This is a genomic window from Roseibium sp. QJM3NY_11 (assembly GCF_056173175.1).
The window spans coordinates 1656096-1675860 of sequence record NZ_CM149660.1 but is presented as its reverse complement, the minus strand read 5'-3'; the positions used below and the strand labels follow the sequence as shown (position 1 = coordinate 1675860).

At 60.7% G+C, this 19765-nt stretch carries 18 protein-coding genes; 10 read left to right on the top strand and 8 right to left on the bottom strand.

What is annotated here, in order from left to right; genetic code table 11:
* Window positions 1-63: 63 nt before the first annotated feature.
* Genes AC0VX3_RS07635 through AC0VX3_RS07610 form a run of 6 tightly spaced genes read left to right on the top strand, consistent with a single transcriptional unit; the run spans window position 64 to window position 5306 of the window.
* Window positions 64-2172, top strand: coding sequence for a TonB-dependent receptor domain-containing protein (locus AC0VX3_RS07635; protein ID WP_475524203.1), 2109 nt, complete (start codon window positions 64-66; stop codon window positions 2170-2172).
* A gap of 57 nt (window positions 2173-2229) precedes the next feature.
* On the top strand, window positions 2230-2667 hold the full coding sequence (locus tag AC0VX3_RS07630) for a hypothetical protein (protein WP_475524202.1): 438 nt from the start codon (window positions 2230-2232) through the stop codon (window positions 2665-2667).
* Between the two features lie 9 nt (window positions 2668-2676).
* The gene (locus AC0VX3_RS07625; protein WP_475524201.1) at window positions 2677-3363 is read left to right on the top strand and encodes a MotA/TolQ/ExbB proton channel family protein; all 687 of its coding nucleotides are present in this window, start codon (window positions 2677-2679) and stop codon (window positions 3361-3363) included.
* Window positions 3353-3739, top strand: coding sequence for an ExbD/TolR family protein (locus AC0VX3_RS07620; RefSeq protein WP_475524200.1), 387 nt, complete (start codon window positions 3353-3355; stop codon window positions 3737-3739). Before AC0VX3_RS07625 ends, AC0VX3_RS07620 begins: the two co-directional genes overlap by 11 nt.
* The gene (locus AC0VX3_RS07615; protein ID WP_475524199.1) at window positions 3736-4134 is read left to right on the top strand and encodes an ExbD/TolR family protein; all 399 of its coding nucleotides are present in this window, start codon (window positions 3736-3738) and stop codon (window positions 4132-4134) included. The genes AC0VX3_RS07620 and AC0VX3_RS07615 overlap by 4 nt, the downstream gene beginning before the upstream one ends.
* A 2-nt stretch (window positions 4135-4136) precedes the next feature.
* Complete coding sequence (locus tag AC0VX3_RS07610; protein WP_475524198.1) at window positions 4137-5306, top strand: TonB family protein; 1170 nt, start codon at window positions 4137-4139, stop codon at window positions 5304-5306.
* A gap of 30 nt (window positions 5307-5336) precedes the next feature.
* Here AC0VX3_RS07610 and AC0VX3_RS07605 read toward each other — a convergent pair whose 3' ends face one another.
* Genes AC0VX3_RS07605 through AC0VX3_RS07595 form a run of 3 tightly spaced genes read right to left on the bottom strand, consistent with a single transcriptional unit; the run spans window position 5337 to window position 8480 of the window.
* The gene (locus AC0VX3_RS07605) at window positions 5337-6404 is read right to left on the bottom strand and encodes an ABC transporter substrate-binding protein (RefSeq protein WP_475524197.1); all 1068 of its coding nucleotides are present in this window, start codon (window positions 6402-6404) and stop codon (window positions 5337-5339) included.
* Entirely contained in the window at window positions 6401-7816 is a 1416-nt protein-coding gene (locus AC0VX3_RS07600) for a sensor histidine kinase N-terminal domain-containing protein (RefSeq protein WP_475524196.1), read from the bottom strand. The genes AC0VX3_RS07605 and AC0VX3_RS07600 overlap by 4 nt, the downstream gene beginning before the upstream one ends.
* A complete protein-coding gene (locus tag AC0VX3_RS07595) occupies window positions 7809-8480 on the bottom strand; it encodes a response regulator transcription factor (RefSeq protein WP_342892757.1) in 672 nt (223 codons plus the stop codon). Before AC0VX3_RS07595 ends, AC0VX3_RS07600 begins: the two co-directional genes overlap by 8 nt.
* A 192-nt stretch (window positions 8481-8672) precedes the next feature.
* Here AC0VX3_RS07595 and AC0VX3_RS07590 point away from each other — a divergent pair, with 192 nt between their 5' ends.
* From AC0VX3_RS07590 to AC0VX3_RS07580, 3 genes are all read left to right on the top strand, one after another.
* Window positions 8673-9662 (top strand): Bug family tripartite tricarboxylate transporter substrate binding protein, encoded by a 990-nt coding sequence (locus AC0VX3_RS07590; RefSeq protein ID WP_475524195.1) that lies wholly within the window; start codon window positions 8673-8675, stop codon window positions 9660-9662.
* 272 nt (window positions 9663-9934) lie between these two features.
* Window positions 9935-10366, top strand: a complete 432-nt coding sequence (locus AC0VX3_RS07585; RefSeq protein WP_475524194.1) for a tripartite tricarboxylate transporter TctB family protein — start codon at window positions 9935-9937, stop codon at window positions 10364-10366.
* A gap of 12 nt (window positions 10367-10378) precedes the next feature.
* Complete coding sequence (locus tag AC0VX3_RS07580; protein WP_475524193.1) at window positions 10379-11920, top strand: tripartite tricarboxylate transporter permease; 1542 nt, start codon at window positions 10379-10381, stop codon at window positions 11918-11920.
* A 508-nt stretch (window positions 11921-12428) separates the two neighbouring features.
* On the opposite strand, the gene AC0VX3_RS07575 is transcribed toward AC0VX3_RS07580, so the two are convergent.
* The gene (locus AC0VX3_RS07575) at window positions 12429-13523 is read right to left on the bottom strand and encodes a cyclic nucleotide-binding domain-containing protein (RefSeq protein WP_475524192.1); all 1095 of its coding nucleotides are present in this window, start codon (window positions 13521-13523) and stop codon (window positions 12429-12431) included.
* Window positions 13524-13806: 283 nt separating this feature from the next.
* On the opposite strand from AC0VX3_RS07575, the gene AC0VX3_RS07570 reads away from it, so the two are divergent.
* Window positions 13807-15339 carry a B12-binding domain-containing radical SAM protein gene (locus AC0VX3_RS07570; RefSeq protein ID WP_475524191.1) on the top strand — a complete coding sequence of 511 codons (1533 nt, stop codon included), beginning with the start codon at window positions 13807-13809 and terminating at the stop codon, window positions 15337-15339.
* 9 nt (window positions 15340-15348) lie between these two features.
* Here AC0VX3_RS07570 and AC0VX3_RS07565 read toward each other — a convergent pair whose 3' ends face one another.
* From AC0VX3_RS07565 to AC0VX3_RS07550, 4 genes are all read right to left on the bottom strand, one after another.
* Window positions 15349-16380 (bottom strand): glycosyltransferase family 4 protein, encoded by a 1032-nt coding sequence (locus AC0VX3_RS07565; protein WP_475524190.1) that lies wholly within the window; start codon window positions 16378-16380, stop codon window positions 15349-15351.
* Window positions 16377-17096 (bottom strand): UDP-2,3-diacylglucosamine diphosphatase, encoded by a 720-nt coding sequence (locus tag AC0VX3_RS07560; RefSeq protein ID WP_475524189.1) that lies wholly within the window; start codon window positions 17094-17096, stop codon window positions 16377-16379. Before AC0VX3_RS07560 ends, AC0VX3_RS07565 begins: the two co-directional genes overlap by 4 nt.
* Before the next feature lie 502 nt (window positions 17097-17598).
* Window positions 17599-18300 carry a GntR family transcriptional regulator gene (locus tag AC0VX3_RS07555; RefSeq protein WP_475524188.1) on the bottom strand — a complete coding sequence of 234 codons (702 nt, stop codon included), beginning with the start codon at window positions 18298-18300 and terminating at the stop codon, window positions 17599-17601.
* A 29-nt stretch (window positions 18301-18329) separates the two neighbouring features.
* On the bottom strand, window positions 18330-19709 hold the full coding sequence (locus AC0VX3_RS07550; RefSeq protein WP_475524187.1) for a formimidoylglutamate deiminase: 1380 nt from the start codon (window positions 19707-19709) through the stop codon (window positions 18330-18332).
* Between the last annotated feature and the right edge of the window lie 56 nt (window positions 19710-19765).

The following is a 19765-nucleotide window of genomic DNA, read 5'->3' as shown; positions in this document are numbered from 1 at the left end:
AATGCTGTGGTGAGAGGCAGCGAAAAATAAGGACGCGAACAACGCGCACTCTTGGAGAATTTTATGGGGCTCACGAACATCGGCAACAGCCGCCTTATGGGTGGGGTTGCCCTCTGGATTTTGACGTTTAATCACGGGGCGGCCGCGCAGGACGTGCTGCCGGACGCAGCGGCGACCCCGCTGCAGCGGATCGTGGTCGGCGCGGGGATCGAAAAGGTCGCCATCGACACGCCCCAGGCTGTCACGGTGCTTGACCAGGAAGCCATCGACGATCTGCAGCCTCGCACGATTGGCGATATCTTCAGAGAAATTCCCGGCATCACGCCGATCGGCTCGAACTCGGTGCTGGGCGAAAGCCTCAACATTCGCGGTATCGGCGAAGCGCTGTCCGGGGACGAAACCCGGATCATCATCCAGGTCGACGGTGTCAACAAGTTCTTCGAACAGTACCGGATGGGATCGTTTTTCTCGGACCCGGAACTCTACAAACAGGTTGAGGTTCTGCGCGGCCCCGCCTCCTCGACCCTCTACGGATCGGGCGCCATGGGCGGTGTGGTCACCTTCACCACCAAGGACGCCAGCGACTTCCTCGATCCGGGCGACCTGATCGGCGGACGGCTCAAGACCTCCTGGGATTCCAACGGCAACGGCTGGCTGGGCAGTGCGATTGTCGCGGCGGAACCGGTCAAGAATCTGGAACTGCTCGGCGCACTCAACTACCGCCAGTCCCAGGACATGACCGACGGCCACGGCGACACGATTGACGACACCGACTTCTCGTCGATCAACGGTCTGGTCAAGGCGCGCTACACGTTCGGAGCAAACGAGGACCAGTCGGTCTTCGCAAGCTATCAGAACTGGTCGAGCGACGAGGACAACCAGAACTATGACCAGGTCGCCTGGGGCACGAGTTTCGGGGATGTCGACCGCACGGTCACCGACCAGACCGCCATCATCGGCTACGAGAATGCCTTCACCGGCAATGATCTGTTCGATGTGAAGGCACAGGTCAGTTGGTCTGACACACGGGTGGAACAGAACAACCAGGACGAGATCTGCCAGCAGTTCGCACCGCCCCCGGCGCCGCCGACCTGTTACTATCCGTTCGGCTACAATGCCGAATATTCCTACGAGACTTGGCAGGGCAAGGCCGACAACGTTTCGACCTTCCAGCTCAGCGATACGTGGATGGCCTATCTGACGACCGGTGTGGACGGACAGTTCCAGGAGCGCCGCAATCCACGCGACTTCGGCACTTATGTGCGCAGCGGCTCCGGGTCGCACCCGGAAGGCGACACCAAGAATGTCGGCACCTACGCCCAGGCGGAATTTGTCTGGAACGACCGCATCACCCTGATCCCGGGCATGCGCATCGACTATTCCAATGTGCATGTCGGCAGCTATGTCGACAGCACCGGCAGCACCGTCGATCTCAATGAGGACAAGACCAAGATCGGCTACTCGCCGAAACTGGCGGCCATGATCAAGATGTCCGACTGGTTTGGCGTGTTCGGCTCAGTCGCCCACACCGAGCGGCTGCCGTCCCTCGACGAGGTCTTTTCCAACTACACGGTCAACGCGATCGAAAAGGAACAGTCGAACAACTTCGAAGCCGGGATCACGATGTCGTTCGATGATCTGGTGAAGGACGGCGATGCCTTCCGCCTGAAGGGAACCGCCTTCCGCAACAACGTCACCAACTACTATGCCAGCTACTGGGATGGCACGTCGGTGGTTACGGAAGTCATTCCCAAGGCGCGCTACCAGGGACTGGAGCTTGAGGCGTCCTACTGGACATCCAGTGTCTACGGTTCGCTCGGAGCGTCCCTGATCCGGGGCGAGAATGCCAACACCGGCGGATACATGAACGCGGTTCCGGCCGACAACGCCTTCCTGAAGGTCGGATATGTGCACCGTCCCTGGAATCTGGATTTCGGCTGGAAAGGTGACTTTCACGCCGCCCAGGACCGGGTCGGCGACGACGAGGACAAGACCGCGGGCTATGTGCTGCATAACCTTTATGCATCGTGGAAGCCGACCGAAGGCCATTTCGCGGATAGCGAATTGCGTTTCAACGTCGACAACATCTTCGACAAGTCCTACCGCAGCCACCTCAGCAACGACGAAGGCGTCGGCCGCAGTTTCAAGCTGAGCTTCGCCAAGACGTTCTGACCACCAGGCCGCCGTCTGTCCCCGCGGGCGGCGGCCGTTTTCGAGGGAGAAACGCATATGAGAGTACCGGGATTCAATGCCGTTGCCACGCTTGCCTGCGCGGCCCTTTTTTCCCTCGCCGCCAGTTCGGCGATGGCGGAGACCGCCGCGCCAGGCATCTCGCTGGAACTCAACAAGGCGGAAGACACCGGTGGCGGCTGCCACCTTTCCTTTGTCATGAGCAACCTTACCGGCACGGCCCTCCCGGCCGCGGCCTACGAACTGGTTCTGTTCGACGACGCGGGCGTGATCAGCCAGATGTCGGTGTTCGATTTCGGGTCGCTGCCCGACGGCAAGACCGTCGTCCGCCAGTTCCAGCTTCCCGGCCTGCCCTGCACGAAGGCCGGCCGGCTTCTGATCAACGGTCCGGCGGGCTGCACCGAACCTGCATCCTCCGGCCATTGCACCGCCTCGCTCACCCTGTCCAGCCGGACAGGTCTTGACCTGACCCAATAGGAGCCGACCATGCTGTCCGAGATCCTTGCGCAAACCGCTTCCCTGCTCCAGGTCGGCGGCCCCGTCGTGACCGTCATCGCGGGTCTTTCCGTGATCGCCCTGGCCCTTGTCCTGGTGAAGGTCTTTGAATTTCTGTCCTGCGGCATCGGCACGGCGAAACGGGCCGGCGATGTCATCCGGCTTTGGCAGGCCGGTCGTCCCGGCGACGCCAGGCAGCGCATGCCCACGCCCAAGAGCGCCGCTGAAAAGGCCGTCGCCGTCACGCTTCAGCTGCTGGAAAGCCGTGTGCCCCGGCAAGACATCGAAGAGCGCGTGAGCGTCGAGGCCACGGGCAATCTGCACCATTTTTCCAAAGGCGTGCGTGCACTGGAGGCCATCGCCCAGATCGCCCCGCTGATCGGCTTGTTCGGAACGGTCCTGGGCATGATCGAGGCCTTCCAGGCCCTGCAATCCGCAGGCACCAACGTCGACCCCTCCGCCCTGGCGGGCGGCATCTGGGTCGCCCTGATGACCACCGCGGCGGGATTGGGCGTCGCCATGCCTGTCTCCCTGGTGGTCACCTGGCTCGAAGGCCGTCTGGAAGCGGAGCGGGTGGCGGTCGAGACGCTGACCTCGACCCTTCTCATGCAGCTGCCGGCCACCACCGAGGATGCCCCGCAACCGCTCGCGGGACAAAAGTTCGCCTATGCGCGTTGACCGTCCAGCCCGCAAGCAGAAGCCGATATCGCTGACGCCGCTGGTCGACGTCATCTTTCTATTGCTTCTGTTCTTCATGCTGTCCTCGACCTTCACCACTTTTGGTCAGCTCGATCTTGGTGCGCCCGCAGGCAGTGGCGGCACCGGCGCGGTTCCGAAAGCCATTCTGGTGCTCGAGGAAACCGGTCTTCGGCTGAACGGACGTGAAGTCGGCGAGGATCTGCTCATGAAGGAGGCGCAGTCCCTGCTGGACCGGGACGTCGACAGCCTCCTGCTTCTCGTGCGCGGCGCAACGACAACGCAGCAACTTGTTGCAATCATGAGCCGGCTGAAAAGTCTTCCGGACCTGAAGATCGTGGTGGCGAACGCACAATGATCCGCATGCCGAGAAAAGCCGAAAAGCGGCCGCTGGAATCGACGGTGTCCCTGATCAACATCGTCTTTCTGATGCTGATCTTCTTTCTTGTGGCAGGCCAGCTGGCGCCGCCGCAGGACCCGGAAGTAACGCTCTCGGAAGCACAGGCGCCGTCCCTGCCGCCGCCGGACGCGCTTTATGTGCGCAGCGACGGAAGCCTGTACTTCCGTGAACAGCCCGTCACGGCGGACGCCTATCTCGCCGAACGTCTCTTGCAGAACGACACCGGCGCCGACCGGATTGAACTGGCCGCGGACAAGGAGCTGGAGGCGGCGCAATTGCTTCGGCACGTCGCCGAGCTTTACCAGGCCGGCGCAAAACGCGTTGTCGTCGTTACCCGTACGATCTCCGAATGAACATGACCTCAAGACCCCTGATGATTGCCCTTGGCGTGTCGCTGGCCGTTCATCTGGCCGCGGTCGCGATGTCGCTTCAGCAGCGCCCGGAGTTGGAAGTCGAGGGCGCCGGCGAGGTCACCCATGCGGTCCTCGGACATTCGCCTTTCGACACCGTCCAGGCAGGCACCGTCGAGCAGACGGCCATCAGCGAACCGGTTGAGACCGAGCCCGTCGAAATCGAGCCGGTCGAAACCGCAAAGGCTGCCGAGGTCGTCCAACCTGACAAAAGCCTCCAGCCAGTGGATCCCCTCCCGCTTCCACAGGTCACACCACCTGTCCCGATTGAGACCATAAAACCCGTCCCCCAGGCAGCCGTACCTGCAGCGCTTGCCCTGTCCGCGACACCGGTCCGGACCTTCGCACTGCCTCAGGCCCAACGGCTGGACACCGTCACGCCGCCTGCGAGCGATGCGGTCCCGCCAGCGGAGCCCGACAGGACAATTGTCGAAGCCGTTCCCGCTCAGGCCCGCGAAGCGGTTGCCGCGACGGACGCCAGGCCCCTTGCCCCCGACCGGTCCGTACCCGAGACACCGGCGATCGCTGCAAAGCCCGTCGAGGCAAAACCGGTCGCGGCAGAGCCTGTCCGTCAGACCGTTGCCAGCCAGGCCCCGACCCGGGTGGTGCAGGCCGAAGCGGATCCGGTGCCGACGCCGCCGTCGAAGCCTCCGGCACCTCCCCGCAAGAAGGCCGAGAAAAAACCCGCGAAAAGCCCGTCCCGCACCGCGAAGAAACCGGATACCCGGAAAACGCCGGCACAGGTCAGCAGCCGTGGCGGCTCGGGCGGGTCGGCGGGCGTGACCGCGCAAAAGGGCGGATCGCAAAGAAAAGGCAAGAGCAAGTCGGCCGGCAATTCGGACGTCACCAACTACCCTGCCAAGGTCCATCGCAAGCTGGTGCGCGCCGTCCGCGCCCCCCGCGGCGGACGCAAGGCGCGCAGCCGGGCCGTGGTGCATTTCACCATCCGCAGGAACGGGGCCGTCGCCAACATCCGGCTGGCCCGCTCTTCCGGCTCCGGCCCGTTCGACCAGGCGGTCCTGAAGGCGGTTCAGCGCGCCGCGCCGTTCCCGCCGATCCCGGCTGCCGCGGGCAAGAGCAGCTGGTCCTTCACGCTGCCCGTGACGCTTCGTTAAGGCCCTTCCGGCCCGTTCCCGGAGCGTTGTTCAGGGACCTGGAAAAGTCGCACGCCAGCGGCGCAGGAAAGTTTCCCGGGTCAGCGCGTCGAGTGCCACCATCAGTGCCGGCGACAGGCCGATCGGGCGCAATGCCGTGGCACTCAGCGCCTCGCCCTCGTTGCCTTCTTCCGTCTCCAGGAGCGGACTGATCAGCAGCGTGTTCCTGAGCGCCAGCGTTCCCTCCGCCGACAGCAGGAAATCCAGAAATTGCGCAGCGGCCTGGGTATTGGCACCCTGCTTCGGGATCATCAGGGCCCGCGCCAGCACGAGGGTGTAATCGGAGGGCAGCACGATTCCGATCCGGCTGTCCCCGCGCTGGTACCCCTGGGCATAGGATCCCAGGACATTGTAGGCGATCAGGTATTTGCCTTCGGCAACGCCCCGGATGATGTCCACCGAACAGCAGGTCGAAACCGCCCCGGAGCGGCCGAAGGATTCCTGCAGGGCACCGAAGGTGGAGGCTTCCTGCGCATCGGCAAAGGCGAACAGGTAGCCGAGGCCGGACTGCTCGATGTCGTAGGTGGCCACCCGCCCGGCATAGGGGGTTCCGGCCGGCCTCAACAGGTCCAGCAGATCGAAGCGTGTTTGCGGGATATCCCGGTCCGGCACCAGGTCACGGTTATAGACCATCACCGCCGGCTCCCGGGTGATGCCCCACAGTTCATCGCGCCATCTGAGCGCGTCGGGCAGCCGTTCCGTCAGCCGCGAGGAATACGTCCAGGCGCAGGCCTCGTTGACCAGCTGCACCATCTGGTGCACGCCTGAACTGATGACGACATCGGCCCCCGCCACCCCTTCCCGGCAATTCCGGCGGCTCAGCCGGTAGAGTTCGTTCGAGCCCCATTGTTCGTAGCGCACCTGCAGTCCCGGACGGGTCGATACATACGTCTCGACGACCGGTCCGAAGACGGCGATATCCGTTGTCGAGCGCATGACCAGCACCTCGGCCGGAGTATCGGCGCCGAACAGCGCAACCATTTCCTGCCCTTGCGCACCCGGCGCGGACAGAACCAGGAGGGCGGCCGTCAGCACCGTTCTGAAACGCGTCAGGATCATGATGATCTTCCCGCGACAGCCCGGAAAACCAGCGATGCCTTGAACGTGCCGCCGGTGGTTTTGTCCAGCCTCAGCGAGCCGCCGAAAGACGAGGCCACAGAATGGGCAATGGCAAGGCCGAGACCGGAGCCCGCCTGCCTGGACAAGGTGCCCTTGTTGAACCGGGAGCCCAGGTCCGCGAGGGTTTCGTCATCCGGTCCCGCGCCGGCATCCTCCACCCACAGCGCTGCCCTGTCCCCGTCCTGACCGGCGCCGATCCGAACCGGTGCACACCCGTATTTGAGGGCGTTGTTGAGCAGGTTCTTCAGGGCCTCCTTCAGCGAGGGCGCGTCGGCCGGCACGATCACCGGCGTCTCGCCGATCTCAAGCTGAACATCGCAATCCGGGTTCAGCACCGCATGATCGCCTTCTTCCAGCACATCGAGGGCGATGTCGCGCAGATCCACCTGTTCCCTGCGCGCGCTGTCGCCGCGGTGAATGACCAGCGCCTGGCTCAGCATCTGATCGAGCAGGCGGCCAAGGCTTGCCGATCGGGACTGGATGCGCTCGACGATCCTTTCCTTGCGCGACAGGTCGGTTTCATCGGCAAACAGGTCCGCCTGGGCCCTGAGCGCCGCCACCGGCGTCCGGAGCTGGTGGGCCGTGTCTGAAATCAGGTGGCGCATGGAATTCATCTGCCGGTCGAGCCGCGCCATGAAGCCGTTGAGCGCGCTGATCATGACCTCGGTCTCCTTCGGCACCGCCGTGTCCAATGGGGTCAGGTCATGCGGATCGCGCGCCGACAGTCCGCCCGCGATGGTCTGGAGCGGGGTCATCACGGAGCGCACGACCACCACGGCCAGAAGAACCATGGCAAGACCGGATACGCCCAGCACGTAAAGCGCCTTGCGGGTGATGTCATAGGCCATGGCATTGCGGGCCCTCAGCGTCTGGCCGACGACCACCTTGATCGTGCCGTTGAGGGTGCGTTCGGCGAACCTGCGCGAGACCACCGCGAAGCGGGCGGGTTCGCCGAAGAAACTGCCGTCGAAGAAGCCCTCGCCCTGGCGCCCCGCCGCGCTGCGTCCGGCCCGCCCGGCCGGCAGCACAAGCTCGCTGTAACCGGTCAGCGTTTTACCGCCTGGTCCTATGATGCGGTAGCCGATACGGTCCTCCGGAGCGAGCGCGAGCAGTTCGAAGGCGGAGACCGGCAACTCGATTTCAGGCCGGCCATCCTGAACGCTGAGGGCCGAGGCGATGTCCGTTGCCGCACCGAGAAGCAACCGGTCATAGGCGGTTCTGGCGGCTTCCCGGCCATAGGCGAAAGCGGCGATCGACACGATCACGCCCCCCAGGACAAGCAGGATGGCGATCCCGAACGCGACCCGGGTCGTCAGCGACACGGTGGCCAGCCTGCGCAGAAGATCAGTCATCGGCCTCCAGCTTGTAACCAAGCCCTCTTTGCGTCTCGATCCGGACGGAACAACCGGTCAGCTTCTTGCGCAGGCGCGCGATATAGAGTTCCAGCGCATTCATGCCGACATCCGTGTCCTGAAAACTGAACACGCCCTCGAACAGCCGCTCCTTGCTGACCGTCTTGCCCCGGTTGCGGATCAGGATTTCCAGCAGCGAGAACTCTCGCCGGGTCAGGTTGACCGGACTGTCTTCCCTGCGCACGACCCGCGCCGGGGCGTTGAAGGTGAGGTTGCCGACGGTCAGTTCCTCGGCCTTGTCACTCAGCTCCCGCCGGTAGAGCGCCCGGATGCGCGCTTCCAGTTCGCGGTGATCGAAAGGTTTGACCAGATAGTCGTCCGCACCGGAATTGAGCGTCGAGACCCGGTCATCGACCGAAAACTCCGCCGTCAGCATCAGCACAGGGGTCCGGTCGCCCCGAGCCCGCAGGTCTTTCAAAAGATCGGTGCCCAGCCCGTCCGGAAGGTTGATGTCCAGAACGATCACATCGTAGCGCTGGACCTCCAGACAATCCCGGGCCGCTTCCAGCGTCTTGGCCGGATCGCAGGCAACGCCTGACCTTTCCAGCCGGATCATGATCGCTTCCGCCATGTCAAACGTGTCTTCAACAAGCAGCAAGCGCAAAGAATCTGTCCTCCCGTGCCAACCATTGCACCCGCCATTTGCAGCTTGCAAGCGCCTCGAGGCAGGTTGACAGGTTGGTGACAGGGTTTGCCGCTAGTCTTGCCTCACGTTCGTCGGGAGGACCCGCAACCGCGGCACGACGGATCACAAGGGCTGTTACAAAGCCTTGCTTTCATGTGGAGGAAACACATCATGACGTTCAATCCGACCCGCCTTCTTCTGGCGGCCGCTTTCCTTGGCGCGTCCGCATTCGGCGTCTCCGCCGCGGACTTCAAGCCGGAGAACCCGGAATGCATCGCACCGGCCAACCCGGGCGGCGGCTGGGACTTCACCTGCCGCCAGGTCGGCAAGTCGCTTCAGGACCAGAAACTGCTCGACACCACCATGCAGGTCGTCAATCTGGCCGGCGGCGGCGGCGGCGTTGCCTTTGCCGAAGTGGTCAACAAGCGCGCTGACGACAACGACCTGATCGTGGCAGCATCTTCCGCCACCGCGACCCGCCTTGCCCAGGGCGCCTATCCCGGCAACACCATGGACCAGGTGCGCTGGCTGGCCGCCATTGGCGCCGACTACGGCGTCATCGCCGTCGCAGCCGACAGCCCGGTCAACACGCTTCCCGAACTGCTCGACCAGATCAAGGCCGATCCCAGCTCCGTCTCCATCGCCGGCGGCTCCGCCGTGGGTGGCTGGGACCACCTGAAGGTCCTGATCGCGGCCAATGCCTACGGCATCGACGACGTGCGCTCCGTCAAGTACATCGCCTTTGACGGCGGCGGCGAGGCCGTCACCCAGCTTCTCGCCGGGTCCGTCCAGGCCTTCACCGGAGACATTTCCGAAGCAAAGGGATTTGTCGACAGCGGTGACGTCAAGGTGATCGCGGTGCTGTCGCCGGAGCGCCTGCCGGGTGAATTCTCCGAGTTCCCGACCGCCAAGGAACAGGGCATCGACGCCATCGGCGCGAACTGGCGTGGTTTCTACGCGCCGGGCAACATGTCCGACGACGCCTACGATGCCTGGGTCGGCATGATCTCCGAACTTTATGCCAGCGAAAAATGGAAAGGCGTCATGGCCGCCAACGGCCTGGCTCCGCTTGACCTTCAGGGAGAAGAGTTCCAGCAGTTCGTCGCCGGTTCGGTCCAGCAGATCCAGGACATCTCCAAAGAGATCGGCATCATAAAATAACATCGGCCCCATTGATCCCGACCCGGGGGCGCGGCTTCCGTGCCCCCGGCCTTGATGATCGAAACCCTGTCGTGATCGTCATCCCGTCCAGGCAATGCGCGAGCCGGAACCTGGGAGCCACGCTTATCTGCGCTCTTCCCCGGTCCCGAAATTTCGCGGCGCTCCCTTCTGGATGACGAATGAGCGTTTCGCGAAATCTTGATTCACCAGATTAGCATTTTCAGTTTCGCGCCCCTTTTTCGCCGGCAGCCGCCGCATTCAGGAAGGTACCCATGAGCGACCGCATTTTTGGGCTGGTCGGGCTTCTCCTCGCACTTGGATATGCCTGGGCCGCTGTCAACATCGAGGAAAGTTTCCTGTCCGACGCCGTCGGACCGAAAGCCTTTCCCCTGATCATCGCCACAATTCTCGCACTGTCGTCCCTGGTCATCATCATCCGCCCGGACAAGGCACCCGAGTGGCCGTCCTTCATGCGCTTCATGGAAGTGGGCGCCGCCGTAGCGGTAATGATCCTCTACGCGATACTCCTTCCCGAACTCGGGTTCGTGATCGCGACCGCGCTGGCGGCGGCCTATCTCACCTGGCGTCTCGGCACCCGGCCCCTGTCATCCGTCCTGTCGGGCTGCCTGACATCCCTCGGCATCTACGCGGTGTTCCACCTGGTTCTTGGCCTGTCCCTGGCCAAGGGGCCCCTCGGCTTTTAACGGAGCGTTCCCATGGAAACCCTGTCTTCTCTGGCCGACGGCTTCGTCATTGCCCTGACCTGGCAGAACCTGCTGCTGGCCCTGCTCGGCTGCTTTCTCGGCACCATGATGGGCGCCCTGCCCGGCCTTGGCCCGTCCAACGGCGTCGCCATCCTGATCCCGCTGGCCTTTACGCTTGGGCTCGGCGCAACCCCGTCGCTGATCCTGCTGACCTCGGTCTATTACGGCGCCATGTACGGCGGCCGGATCTCCTCGATCCTTCTGAACATTCCCGGCGACGAACCGGCGATGATGACCTGTCTCGACGGCTATCCGATGGCCAAGGCGGGGCGCGCGGGCGAGGCGCTGGCACTCTCCGGGATCGCCTCCTTCGTCGGCGCCTTTCTGGCCACCTGGGGCCTGATCCTGCTGGCACCGCAACTGGTCAAGATCGCGCTGCTGTTCGGCCCGGCCGAATATTTCGCCCTGTTCACCCTCGCCTTCGCCACCCTTGGCGGCGTCGCCGCGAGCAACCAGGCCAAGACCGCCTTTGCGGCGGCCCTCGGCATCGGTCTTGCCACCGTCGGTGTCGACACCCAGACCGGCGTGCCACGCTTCACCTTTGGCGAGGTCCATCTTTATGACGGCATCGACTTCCTGGTCGCGATTGTCGGTCTGTTCGCCCTCTCGGAAGTGTTCCTGTTCCTGGAACACCGGCACGGTTCGGCCGATGCCGACGCCAAAAAGGTCTCCGTCGGCCGCATGATGCCGAGCTTCGCGCTGCTGAAGTCCTGCACACCGACCATGCTGCGCACCAGTGTGCTCGGGTTCGTCGCCGGCGTTCTGCCGGGCGCCGGCGCCTCGCTCGGCTCGTTCATCTCCTATACGATGGAAAAGAAGCTGGTCGACAAGGACGGCACCTTCGGCACCGGCGATCCGCGTGGCGTCGCCGCGCCCGAAGCCGGCAACAACGCCGCCGCCGGCGGTGCCCTGGTGCCGATGCTCGCACTCGGGGTGCCCGGTTCGGGCACCACCGCAGTGCTGCTGGCCGTGCTGCTGGCCCTCAACATCACCCCCGGCCCGCTGCTCTTCACCCAGCAGCCGGACGTTGTCTGGGGCCTGATCGCGGCGCTGTTCATTGCCAACTTCATGCTGCTGCTCATGAACATCCCGATGATCGGTCTGTTCACAAGGGTGCTGCTGATCCCGCCGCGCCTCCTGATGCCGATCGTCGCCATGGTCAGCTTCGTCGGCATCTACGGCATTTCCGGCTCGTCCTTCGACCTGCTGGTGATGATCGGCTTCGGCGTCATGGGCTGGGTCTTGCGCAAGCTCGACGTGCCACTGGTGCCGGTCATTCTGGGCACGCTGCTCGGCAACAACATGGAAAACAACCTGCGCCGGGCGATCACCATCGACAACGGCGACTGGTGGACGCTCGTGGACAGTCCCCTGTCCATCGGCCTGTGGACCCTCGCCCTCATCGGCTTCCTCCTGCCCGTCGTCTTCGGCCGGGTGCTGAAGGCACGCATGCGCCGCATGAAGAAGAACGAGGAAGGATCACTGGTGGATTGAGCACCGTTGCTGGTAACTCCAAAATCGAAACGCCCTTTCCCGTTGGAGAGGGCGTTTTTGAGTCAACGTAGAGGCCTGGCCTTGGTTGAATTGAACGGGCCAGTGGCACGAAGTTTGGGATCCATGACTGCTTTGCGGTCTTTCCTGCCGTTCGACCCGGATTGCCTGGTCGGCGCTAACGGTCCATTTCTGGGGGGCATCACACTGCCAGGTGTCGCGGCGCAGAATCCAAATAGCGGACATCAGTATCTGTCGGAGAAATTCGATCATTGGAGAGGTGACTGCTTGGGAGTCTGAAGCCCTTGAAACTCGATGAGTCATCACGCTCTCGTTCGACTGATGATTTTGCTGTGACCCAGTGGCTTTTCCGTGCCTCTATATTAACGCCCAACAAATCCTGTCCGCGCTACTTGAAGTGCGATTTCTGCCGTGTCTGGCCTAACTCTTGTCCGCACCGTTGCAATTCGCGGAGCATTTGGAATTAGCGAGCACCTGTCTGACTGCACAACTAGATTGCTACCATCATTGCAGCAAGAACACCGAGCCAAAAGTGCAGGAGGATAACGCCTGCCAAGTTGTTCTGGCGCAGATAGATATACCCAAAAACAATACTCGCGAAAAATGTGATCACCACGGCATCAACACCGAAAGTCAGATGCAGGGACGCAAAAATCGTACTGGTGAGCAGAACGGAACGATGGCCTTTTGTGTCTGCCAGGAATTTCTGGAACAATCCCTGAAGCAAGCCACGGGAACCGATTTCCTGCATCACGGTATGAACGAAATATTGCACCAGGAACAAAGTATCGACTTTGACGCCAGCGGCGTCGGGGGCCTGATCGGCCTTGAAGAAAAGCAAGTAAATCAGCGCAGGAACGGACAACGCCAGACAGACGACAAACGACTCTCCAACCGACCGGAACAGCCCCTCGCGACGTAAACCGAGCTGACTTGGCGGGATTTTCATCGCCTTGATTATGATGAGGCAGGGGACCGCGAACAGCAGCACCGTCTGCCAGGAAAAGCCGGGATCGTAGACATCTTTCACGTAACGCTCGGCCACGAGATAAAAGAGAGATGTCGAAATGAGATACAGTGCGATGGTGAATACCAGAAAGTAACCAAACTGGTTCTGCAACGACTTGGTTGCAAGTTGCTCGCGAAGTGCAGACAGCATGTCATCGCTCAGACTGCGAGCACGCTTCACGACGACACTTGCAAGCGCCGCTTTCAATTCTCCGGTAACAGCTGCCCCGTCACTGAGAGCGTACAGCCCTTTCTCTGATATTTTCACAAGTGCGCAGGGTGTTTGGGCAAAAACCGATGCCGCACGTGGCGCTCCGTCCAAAAATGCCAGTTCACCAAGACATTCGCCGGCAGAAACTGTGCTCAGCGGTATGATTTCCCCTCCTGGACCTGTTCGAATCACACGTGCTTGCCCTTCCACAAGGAGAAACAAGTCGGACGTTTTCTCGCCTTCCTGAACAATCGGCTCGTCCTCGGCAAAACGGACAAACTCGGACACGGAAACGATACGCTGAAGTACGGCATCGTCCAAATGCGAGAACGCTTCGTGTTCCCTTAAATAATCGATCATTTCCATGGAAAATCTATCGGTGAAATGTTGGAAATCGTTTCAATTGCAGGTTTTTGTCTGATATTCGTCTAACGCTTAGACATTCATAAAGCACTACCAGCTAACAAATCGATTACATGACGTTAAACAAGTGAGTATTGGATTACAGTGCTTGAAGGCTGCGACTGATCGCACATGGTAGGTTGAATGACATCAGCGCCATGCCTTGTCGCCAGTTGAATAATACCAAGCAAGTGGACCGGTTCAAACATCACTGAAATACTGAAGACTGGCCAAGTTATTTGGAGGCATGATGCCAACTGGTCGAAAGCAACGTATTCTTATTGTAAATGCATATTTTGATCCTTGGAGGTCTGCATCACCGACGCGCTTGTTCGTTCCCCGCGCAATGGCCCCATATTATTTGGCAGGATATTTCGATCGTGATCATTGTGACGTCCGGGTCTGGGATGAGATGTATCATGGAGCGCTTCTAAAACGCTCTGTGTTCGAATGGCCGGATATCGTGGTTTTCACAGGGCTGACCGCCGCTTTTGACCGAGCGCGCCAGTTAGCTGCCTATTGTCGGCATTTTAGTCCCCGGGTTGTCTCCATTATTGGTGGGCCGATTGCTCGCGCTCTACCGGGGATCTGCAATGAGGTCTTTGATTACACATGTCAGGGGGATGTGGACGAGATCGGGGGGATAATCGAGAGCGTTTTGGGTCCCAGATACCGCGCCGACCACACGGCACCAAGGTTTGATCTGACGGCACCTGCTATGGGTGTTGGATATCTGGAGACGACAAAAAACTGCAATTTTGCCTGTTCTTTCTGCTCACTGTCCGGCGAGGGACGGGCGTATACCGCCCACTCCAAGGAATCGATCGAGAACCAGCTCGACGCTATGGGCAGAGCCATCGCTGTTATGGTGCTGGACAACAATTTTTACGGCAACAACCGGAACACCTTTGAGGCACGGCTCCGATTAATCGGCGACCGTTGGCGCCAGGGTCAATTTCGCGGGTGGGGCGCACTTGTAACAGGAGATTTCTTCAAACGGCGAGAAAATCTCAAGCTCATGGCTGAGAATGGCTGCAAGGGAATTTTTTCAGGCGTTGAAAATCTCGACCCAAAAGTCCTGAAGACCTTCAACAAGAAGCAGAGCCTCTCCTCGGACCCGAAATCACTGACCGAAGCTTGCGCCGAACACGGCATCTCTTTTGACTATGGCATGATTGTCGACTTTGGGCAGCAAACCACAACCGAGGTTGAAACCCAGATATCCGGTATCCTGTCAGACAGAACTATTCCCTTGCCCAGCCTTTTATCCCTAACGATTCCGATCGTCGGCACACCCTATTTTGACGAAGCAGCGCACGCTGGCCGATTGATGCCGAATGTACTTTTGAGCGACATGGATGGCCAGAAACTGGTCGAGTGGCCCAAGGAACCGTTGGACAAAGTTGTTCCTTTCTTGCGGGATTTGCTGCAGTTCCGCGGGCGTAAATTGGCACTCACGCGTCATTCATTCGGGCACGCATGGCATTGGCGTAAACACTACGAGTGGGAGCAAACTGTCCTGGCGGCGGCGCGGCCCCTGCACCGTTTCTACAGCAATCTGGGTTTCGGTAGTCCGCGGCAGATGTATCAAGCTTTCAAGGAGCCGACGTTGACGTACAACGCCGCCACTGACAAATTGCGAAGTGCATATCGGCCGGCATTCCGACTGCCTGCTCACTTCGCCAGGGACTTCGAACCACTCTCCGTTACTGACGCAAAAGGCATCTTGAGCGATCAATTTTTGGAGGCCCGGACTGGATCGACGTCGCTGGCCAGCTAGCACTGGTGGTTACCCCGAAGCCATGGCGTGGGCCTGATTTGCTGCTGTCATGTTTTCGACGAACCTATCGGTGCAGGCAGCCCAGCTTTGTTCGAGCGCCGCTGCGCGGCAAAGATCGCTCGGAATGTCGAGCGCTTCCAGACACGCTTTGCGCAAGTCGTTGGAAAGAACACCTGCGCTGCTGTCTCCAATGACATCAATTGGTCCCATGACCGGGTACGCGGCGACAGGAACACCGCAGGCGAGGGCTTCCAAGAGAACCAGCCCGAAGGTGTCGGTCTTGGAGGGAAAAACAAAGACGTCGGCACTGGAGTAATGCCGGGCCAGATCTTCACCGGTTTTTGTCCCGGTAAAATAGACATCTGGATACTTTTTGCGAAGACTATCCAGTTGTGGTCCCTCACCGATAACCACTTTGCTCCCGGGAAGGTCCAGATCGAGAAATGCCTTGATGTTTTTCTCCACCGACACACGTCCGACATTTATGAATATCGGACGTGGGAGTTCCGCTGGCAGCACGGAGCCGTCGTGCGGGTGGAATAAATCCGTATCAACGCCACGTGACCAACGCATCAGATTTTGGAACTTCCGTTGTCTCAAACTTTCTTCCAGTTCGGAAGTTGCCACCATGCAGCTGGTGCCGGAGTTATGAAAGCGTCTGAACCAGGCATAAAATGGGGCTTTTGGTAGTGGCATCCTCGCCGTGACATACTCCGGAAATCGCGTGTGATAGCTGGTTGAAAAAGGTCGCCCATCCTTCCGCGCCGCAGCGGCAGCCAGTAAGCCGAGCGGCCCTTCTGTCGCAATATGGATGTGCTCGCAGTCGTGCTCGCGGATAATATTCCGGACGGTACCCTTGGTTGTAAGGGCGAGTCGAATTTCCGGATATGTCGGACAAGGTAATGTCTTGAAGCCTTGCGGGCTGAGATACTCAACACGCACACCGCGCCGGATCAATTCACGCGCAGTGTGCTCTATGGTGCGAACGACGCCGTTGATTTGCGGACGCCAAGCATCCGTAACAAAAAGAACTGATTTCATGCAGCAACTACACGCTCTTTATCAAGGTCCGTTGACAGATCGAATTTGTCTGCCTCGTTCCAACGAATGATTTCAAGTGTGCCGTCAAACCGCTCGCCAATTGCTGTACAGCTCTCGACCCAGTCTCCTGTATTGAGATAATGGATGCCATTCATGTCACGGTCGGCCGCATGATGTATATGTCCGCAAATAACTCCGTGGAGCTGTCGTTGCTTGATGTCGGAGGCAACAGCTGCTTCAAACTGACCAATGATACTGACAAATTGTTTCACATGCTTTTTTGCAAAAGCCCCCAATGACCAGTACTTCATCCCAAAGGATCGGCGTGCAAGGTTCAGCCAAGTGTTCAGCGCCAAAGCCGTAACATAAAATCGGTCGCCGAGGAATGCGAGCCACTTCGCGTTCTGAATGACAACGTCGTACTGGTCACCGTGAATGACCAGATAGCGGCGGCCATCTGCGGTGACATACTGAGTGTCGTCGACGATTTCGATACAGCCAAATCGGTGGTTTGGAGACTGTCTTAAAAACTCATCGTGATTGCCCGGCAGATAGATGATTTTCGTGCCATTTCTTCCACGCGCCAGCAAAACGTCGAAAACCGCCTGATGGCTTTCTGGCCAGTATTTCTTTTTCCGAAGCCGCCACCCGTCAATGATGTCACCAACCAGATAGATCGTTTCCGCATTGTGGTGCTGCAGGAAATCAAGAAGCAAGTCAGCCTGGCATCCGCGTGTTCCTAGGTGAATATCAGACAGAAACAATGTCCTCAATTCCCTAGTCTGGCTGTCGCTGGGTGTTGTTTTCTGGCGAATGGCGTTAGCCCCTGAAACGGATTAAAAACAAAGTATTTTCCGGAATTCCACTGCGCGCAACCCAAGTTCAGAATTATGAATATGCCATTATCGCGCAAACAGGATTTTCCTTTTCCAAGGGACTTCCGGGGGAACAGGTTTGTTCTGATGGTCTGTTACAACTCTCGAGCAGATTTTCGGAGACCTCGAATTCTCAAGACAAGTGTTCGAAAACTGTGCGCATTGTGATCCCCCCTCCTTGAAGCGGACCAAAGTTAAGGGCAAGTCCACTTGCGGATTGTCCATTGCGTACACGTAGCGAAAGTCGGCTTTCAGCCAAATCGAGACACCGCTGCTTTCGGCCCCGTTCCGGACATCCCCTCCAAGCGCAGCCTTGATACGCCCCCCGCCACCATTCTCCGCTTCAAATCTCCGTACGCATCCTGTACCCCGGCGCGAAGATCAGGCGCACGTGGGTGATCGGTAGGTCGCCGGCCCAGGTGATACGTTCCATGGCAAACAGCGCGGCGCCGGTGGCAACGTCCAGCTTCTGCGACAGGGTCTTGTCCGCATTGACGGCGAAAAAGGAGATGTCGCCGTGGCTGTAGGGGGCGTTGTGGACCAGCCATTCGTTGGCGCTGACATCCTCGAAGGTTCTGTCCCGCGCCTCCGGAGCGGCCTCCAGGTTGATGTAGCGCTCCTCGTAGGCGTAGGGCCGCTCGTCGGAAAAATGCAGCGTCTTCAGGAACAGGACATCCGATCCGAGCGTCACCTGAAAGGCGCCGTGCAGCATCGGCGGCAGCGGGCGCAGGTCCCGCTCCAGCAGGCTGTGCCGGTAGCTGCGCCCGAGGGCCTCGACTTCCTCGCGCAGGATCGGGATGGTCAGCGTCGCCCGCTGCGGCGGATTGAGCGCAACCCGCGTTCCAGCCCTTCGCTTGCGCACCACGAGACCGCTGTCCGCCAGATCCCTGAGCGCCCGGTTGACCGTGGTCCGGGCGCAGCCGAATTCCTCGGCAAGATCCGCTTCGTAGGGGATCTGCGCGCCCGGCTGCCAGACGCGGTCGTGAATGCGCCTGAGAAGTTCGGCGCGGATGCCGGTCCAGGAATTTGTCTCCGTCAGCGTCACGTGTCGAACCGTCCAGTCTCGGTCATTGATCAGAGCCGGCCGCGCAGGGAAGCCATGGTGGTTCTGTAGCGGGCCCGGATGGCGTTGCCTTTTACATGGTTTCCGCGTGAAACAACATGCCGGCCGGCGGACCAAACGTCCGACACCATGCGGTCGTCGCCGGCGAAGATCCAGGCATCGAGGATTTCGTCCCCGTCCCGGCCCTCAAGGTCGATGGCGGTGCCGTCGAGCGCCACGAGGTCGGCATATCGCCCTTCCCGGATGGCGCCCGACAGGCGGCCCGCCGCCTGCGCGCCGCCCCGGGTGACGCCGTCGAAGAGAACCCGCCCGGTGGATTTTTCCCTGGTTGCGACCGAAGCCCGGCAGGTGTCGCGCAGGCGCTGGGAGTATTCCAGCGTCCTGAGTTCCTCCGAAAGTGCGATCCGGATGTTGGAATCCGAGCCGACCCCGAAGCGGCCGCCATGGCCCAGATAGGCGACACCGTCGAAGATGCCGTCGCCGAGGCTGGATTCGGTGATCGGGCACAGGCCCGCGACGGCACCGGTCTTCGCCAGCCCTTCGGTCTCCGCCGGTGTCATCTGGGTGCAATGGATCAGGCACCAGCTCTCGCCGACATCATGGTGGGCGAGCAGCCAGTCGACCGGGCGCTGCCCCGTTGCCGCCAGAACCTCCTCGACTTCCGGGATCTGCTCGGCCAGATGCATGTGCAGCGGCGCGCCGGCCGCCAGCGCGATGGCGCTTTCCAGGCCGTCCCCGTCAACGGCGCGCAATGAATGCGGGGCAACGCCGATCACCGTATCGCCGGGCAGAGACTTGACTGCCCGGGCCGCCTGCTCATGCAGTTTCGCAAAGCGGTCGATATCATTGCCGAAGCGGATCTGGCCCGCCGCGAGCGGGCGCCCGTCGCAGCCGCCGAACTGGTAGTGCACCGGCAGATGGGTCAGGCCGATGCCGGTCTCCGCCGCCGCCGCGACGATGCGTTCGGACATTTCGGCAAGATTGCCGTAAGGCGTTCCGTCCGGCTGGTGGTGCAGATAGTGGAATTCGCCGACGGCCGCATAGCCGGCCTCCAGCATTTCCATCTGGACGAAGGCGGCGATCGCCTCAACGTCCTCGGGAGTGAGCGCATCCAGAAAGCGGAACATGATCTGGCGCCAGGTCCAGAAACTGTCGCGCGGCTCGGATCCGCGCCGCTCGCTCATGCCGGCCATGGCCCGCTGAAAGGCGTGGCTGTGGAGATTGACCGGCGCCGGCAGCAGGATGCCTACCCGCTCGCCTTGTGCGGCGGCTCCCTTGTCAACCCGGGAGATCTTGCCGTCGGCTCTGAAGGTCACCGCGACATTGTCCGACCAGCCGTCCGGCAGCAGCGCCTTGTCCGCAAATACCGTTGCACCGGAAACCGTCGACATGCCGCTTTTTCCTCCGTTGACACCTTAATATGTGCATGCATATTATCTTATAACGC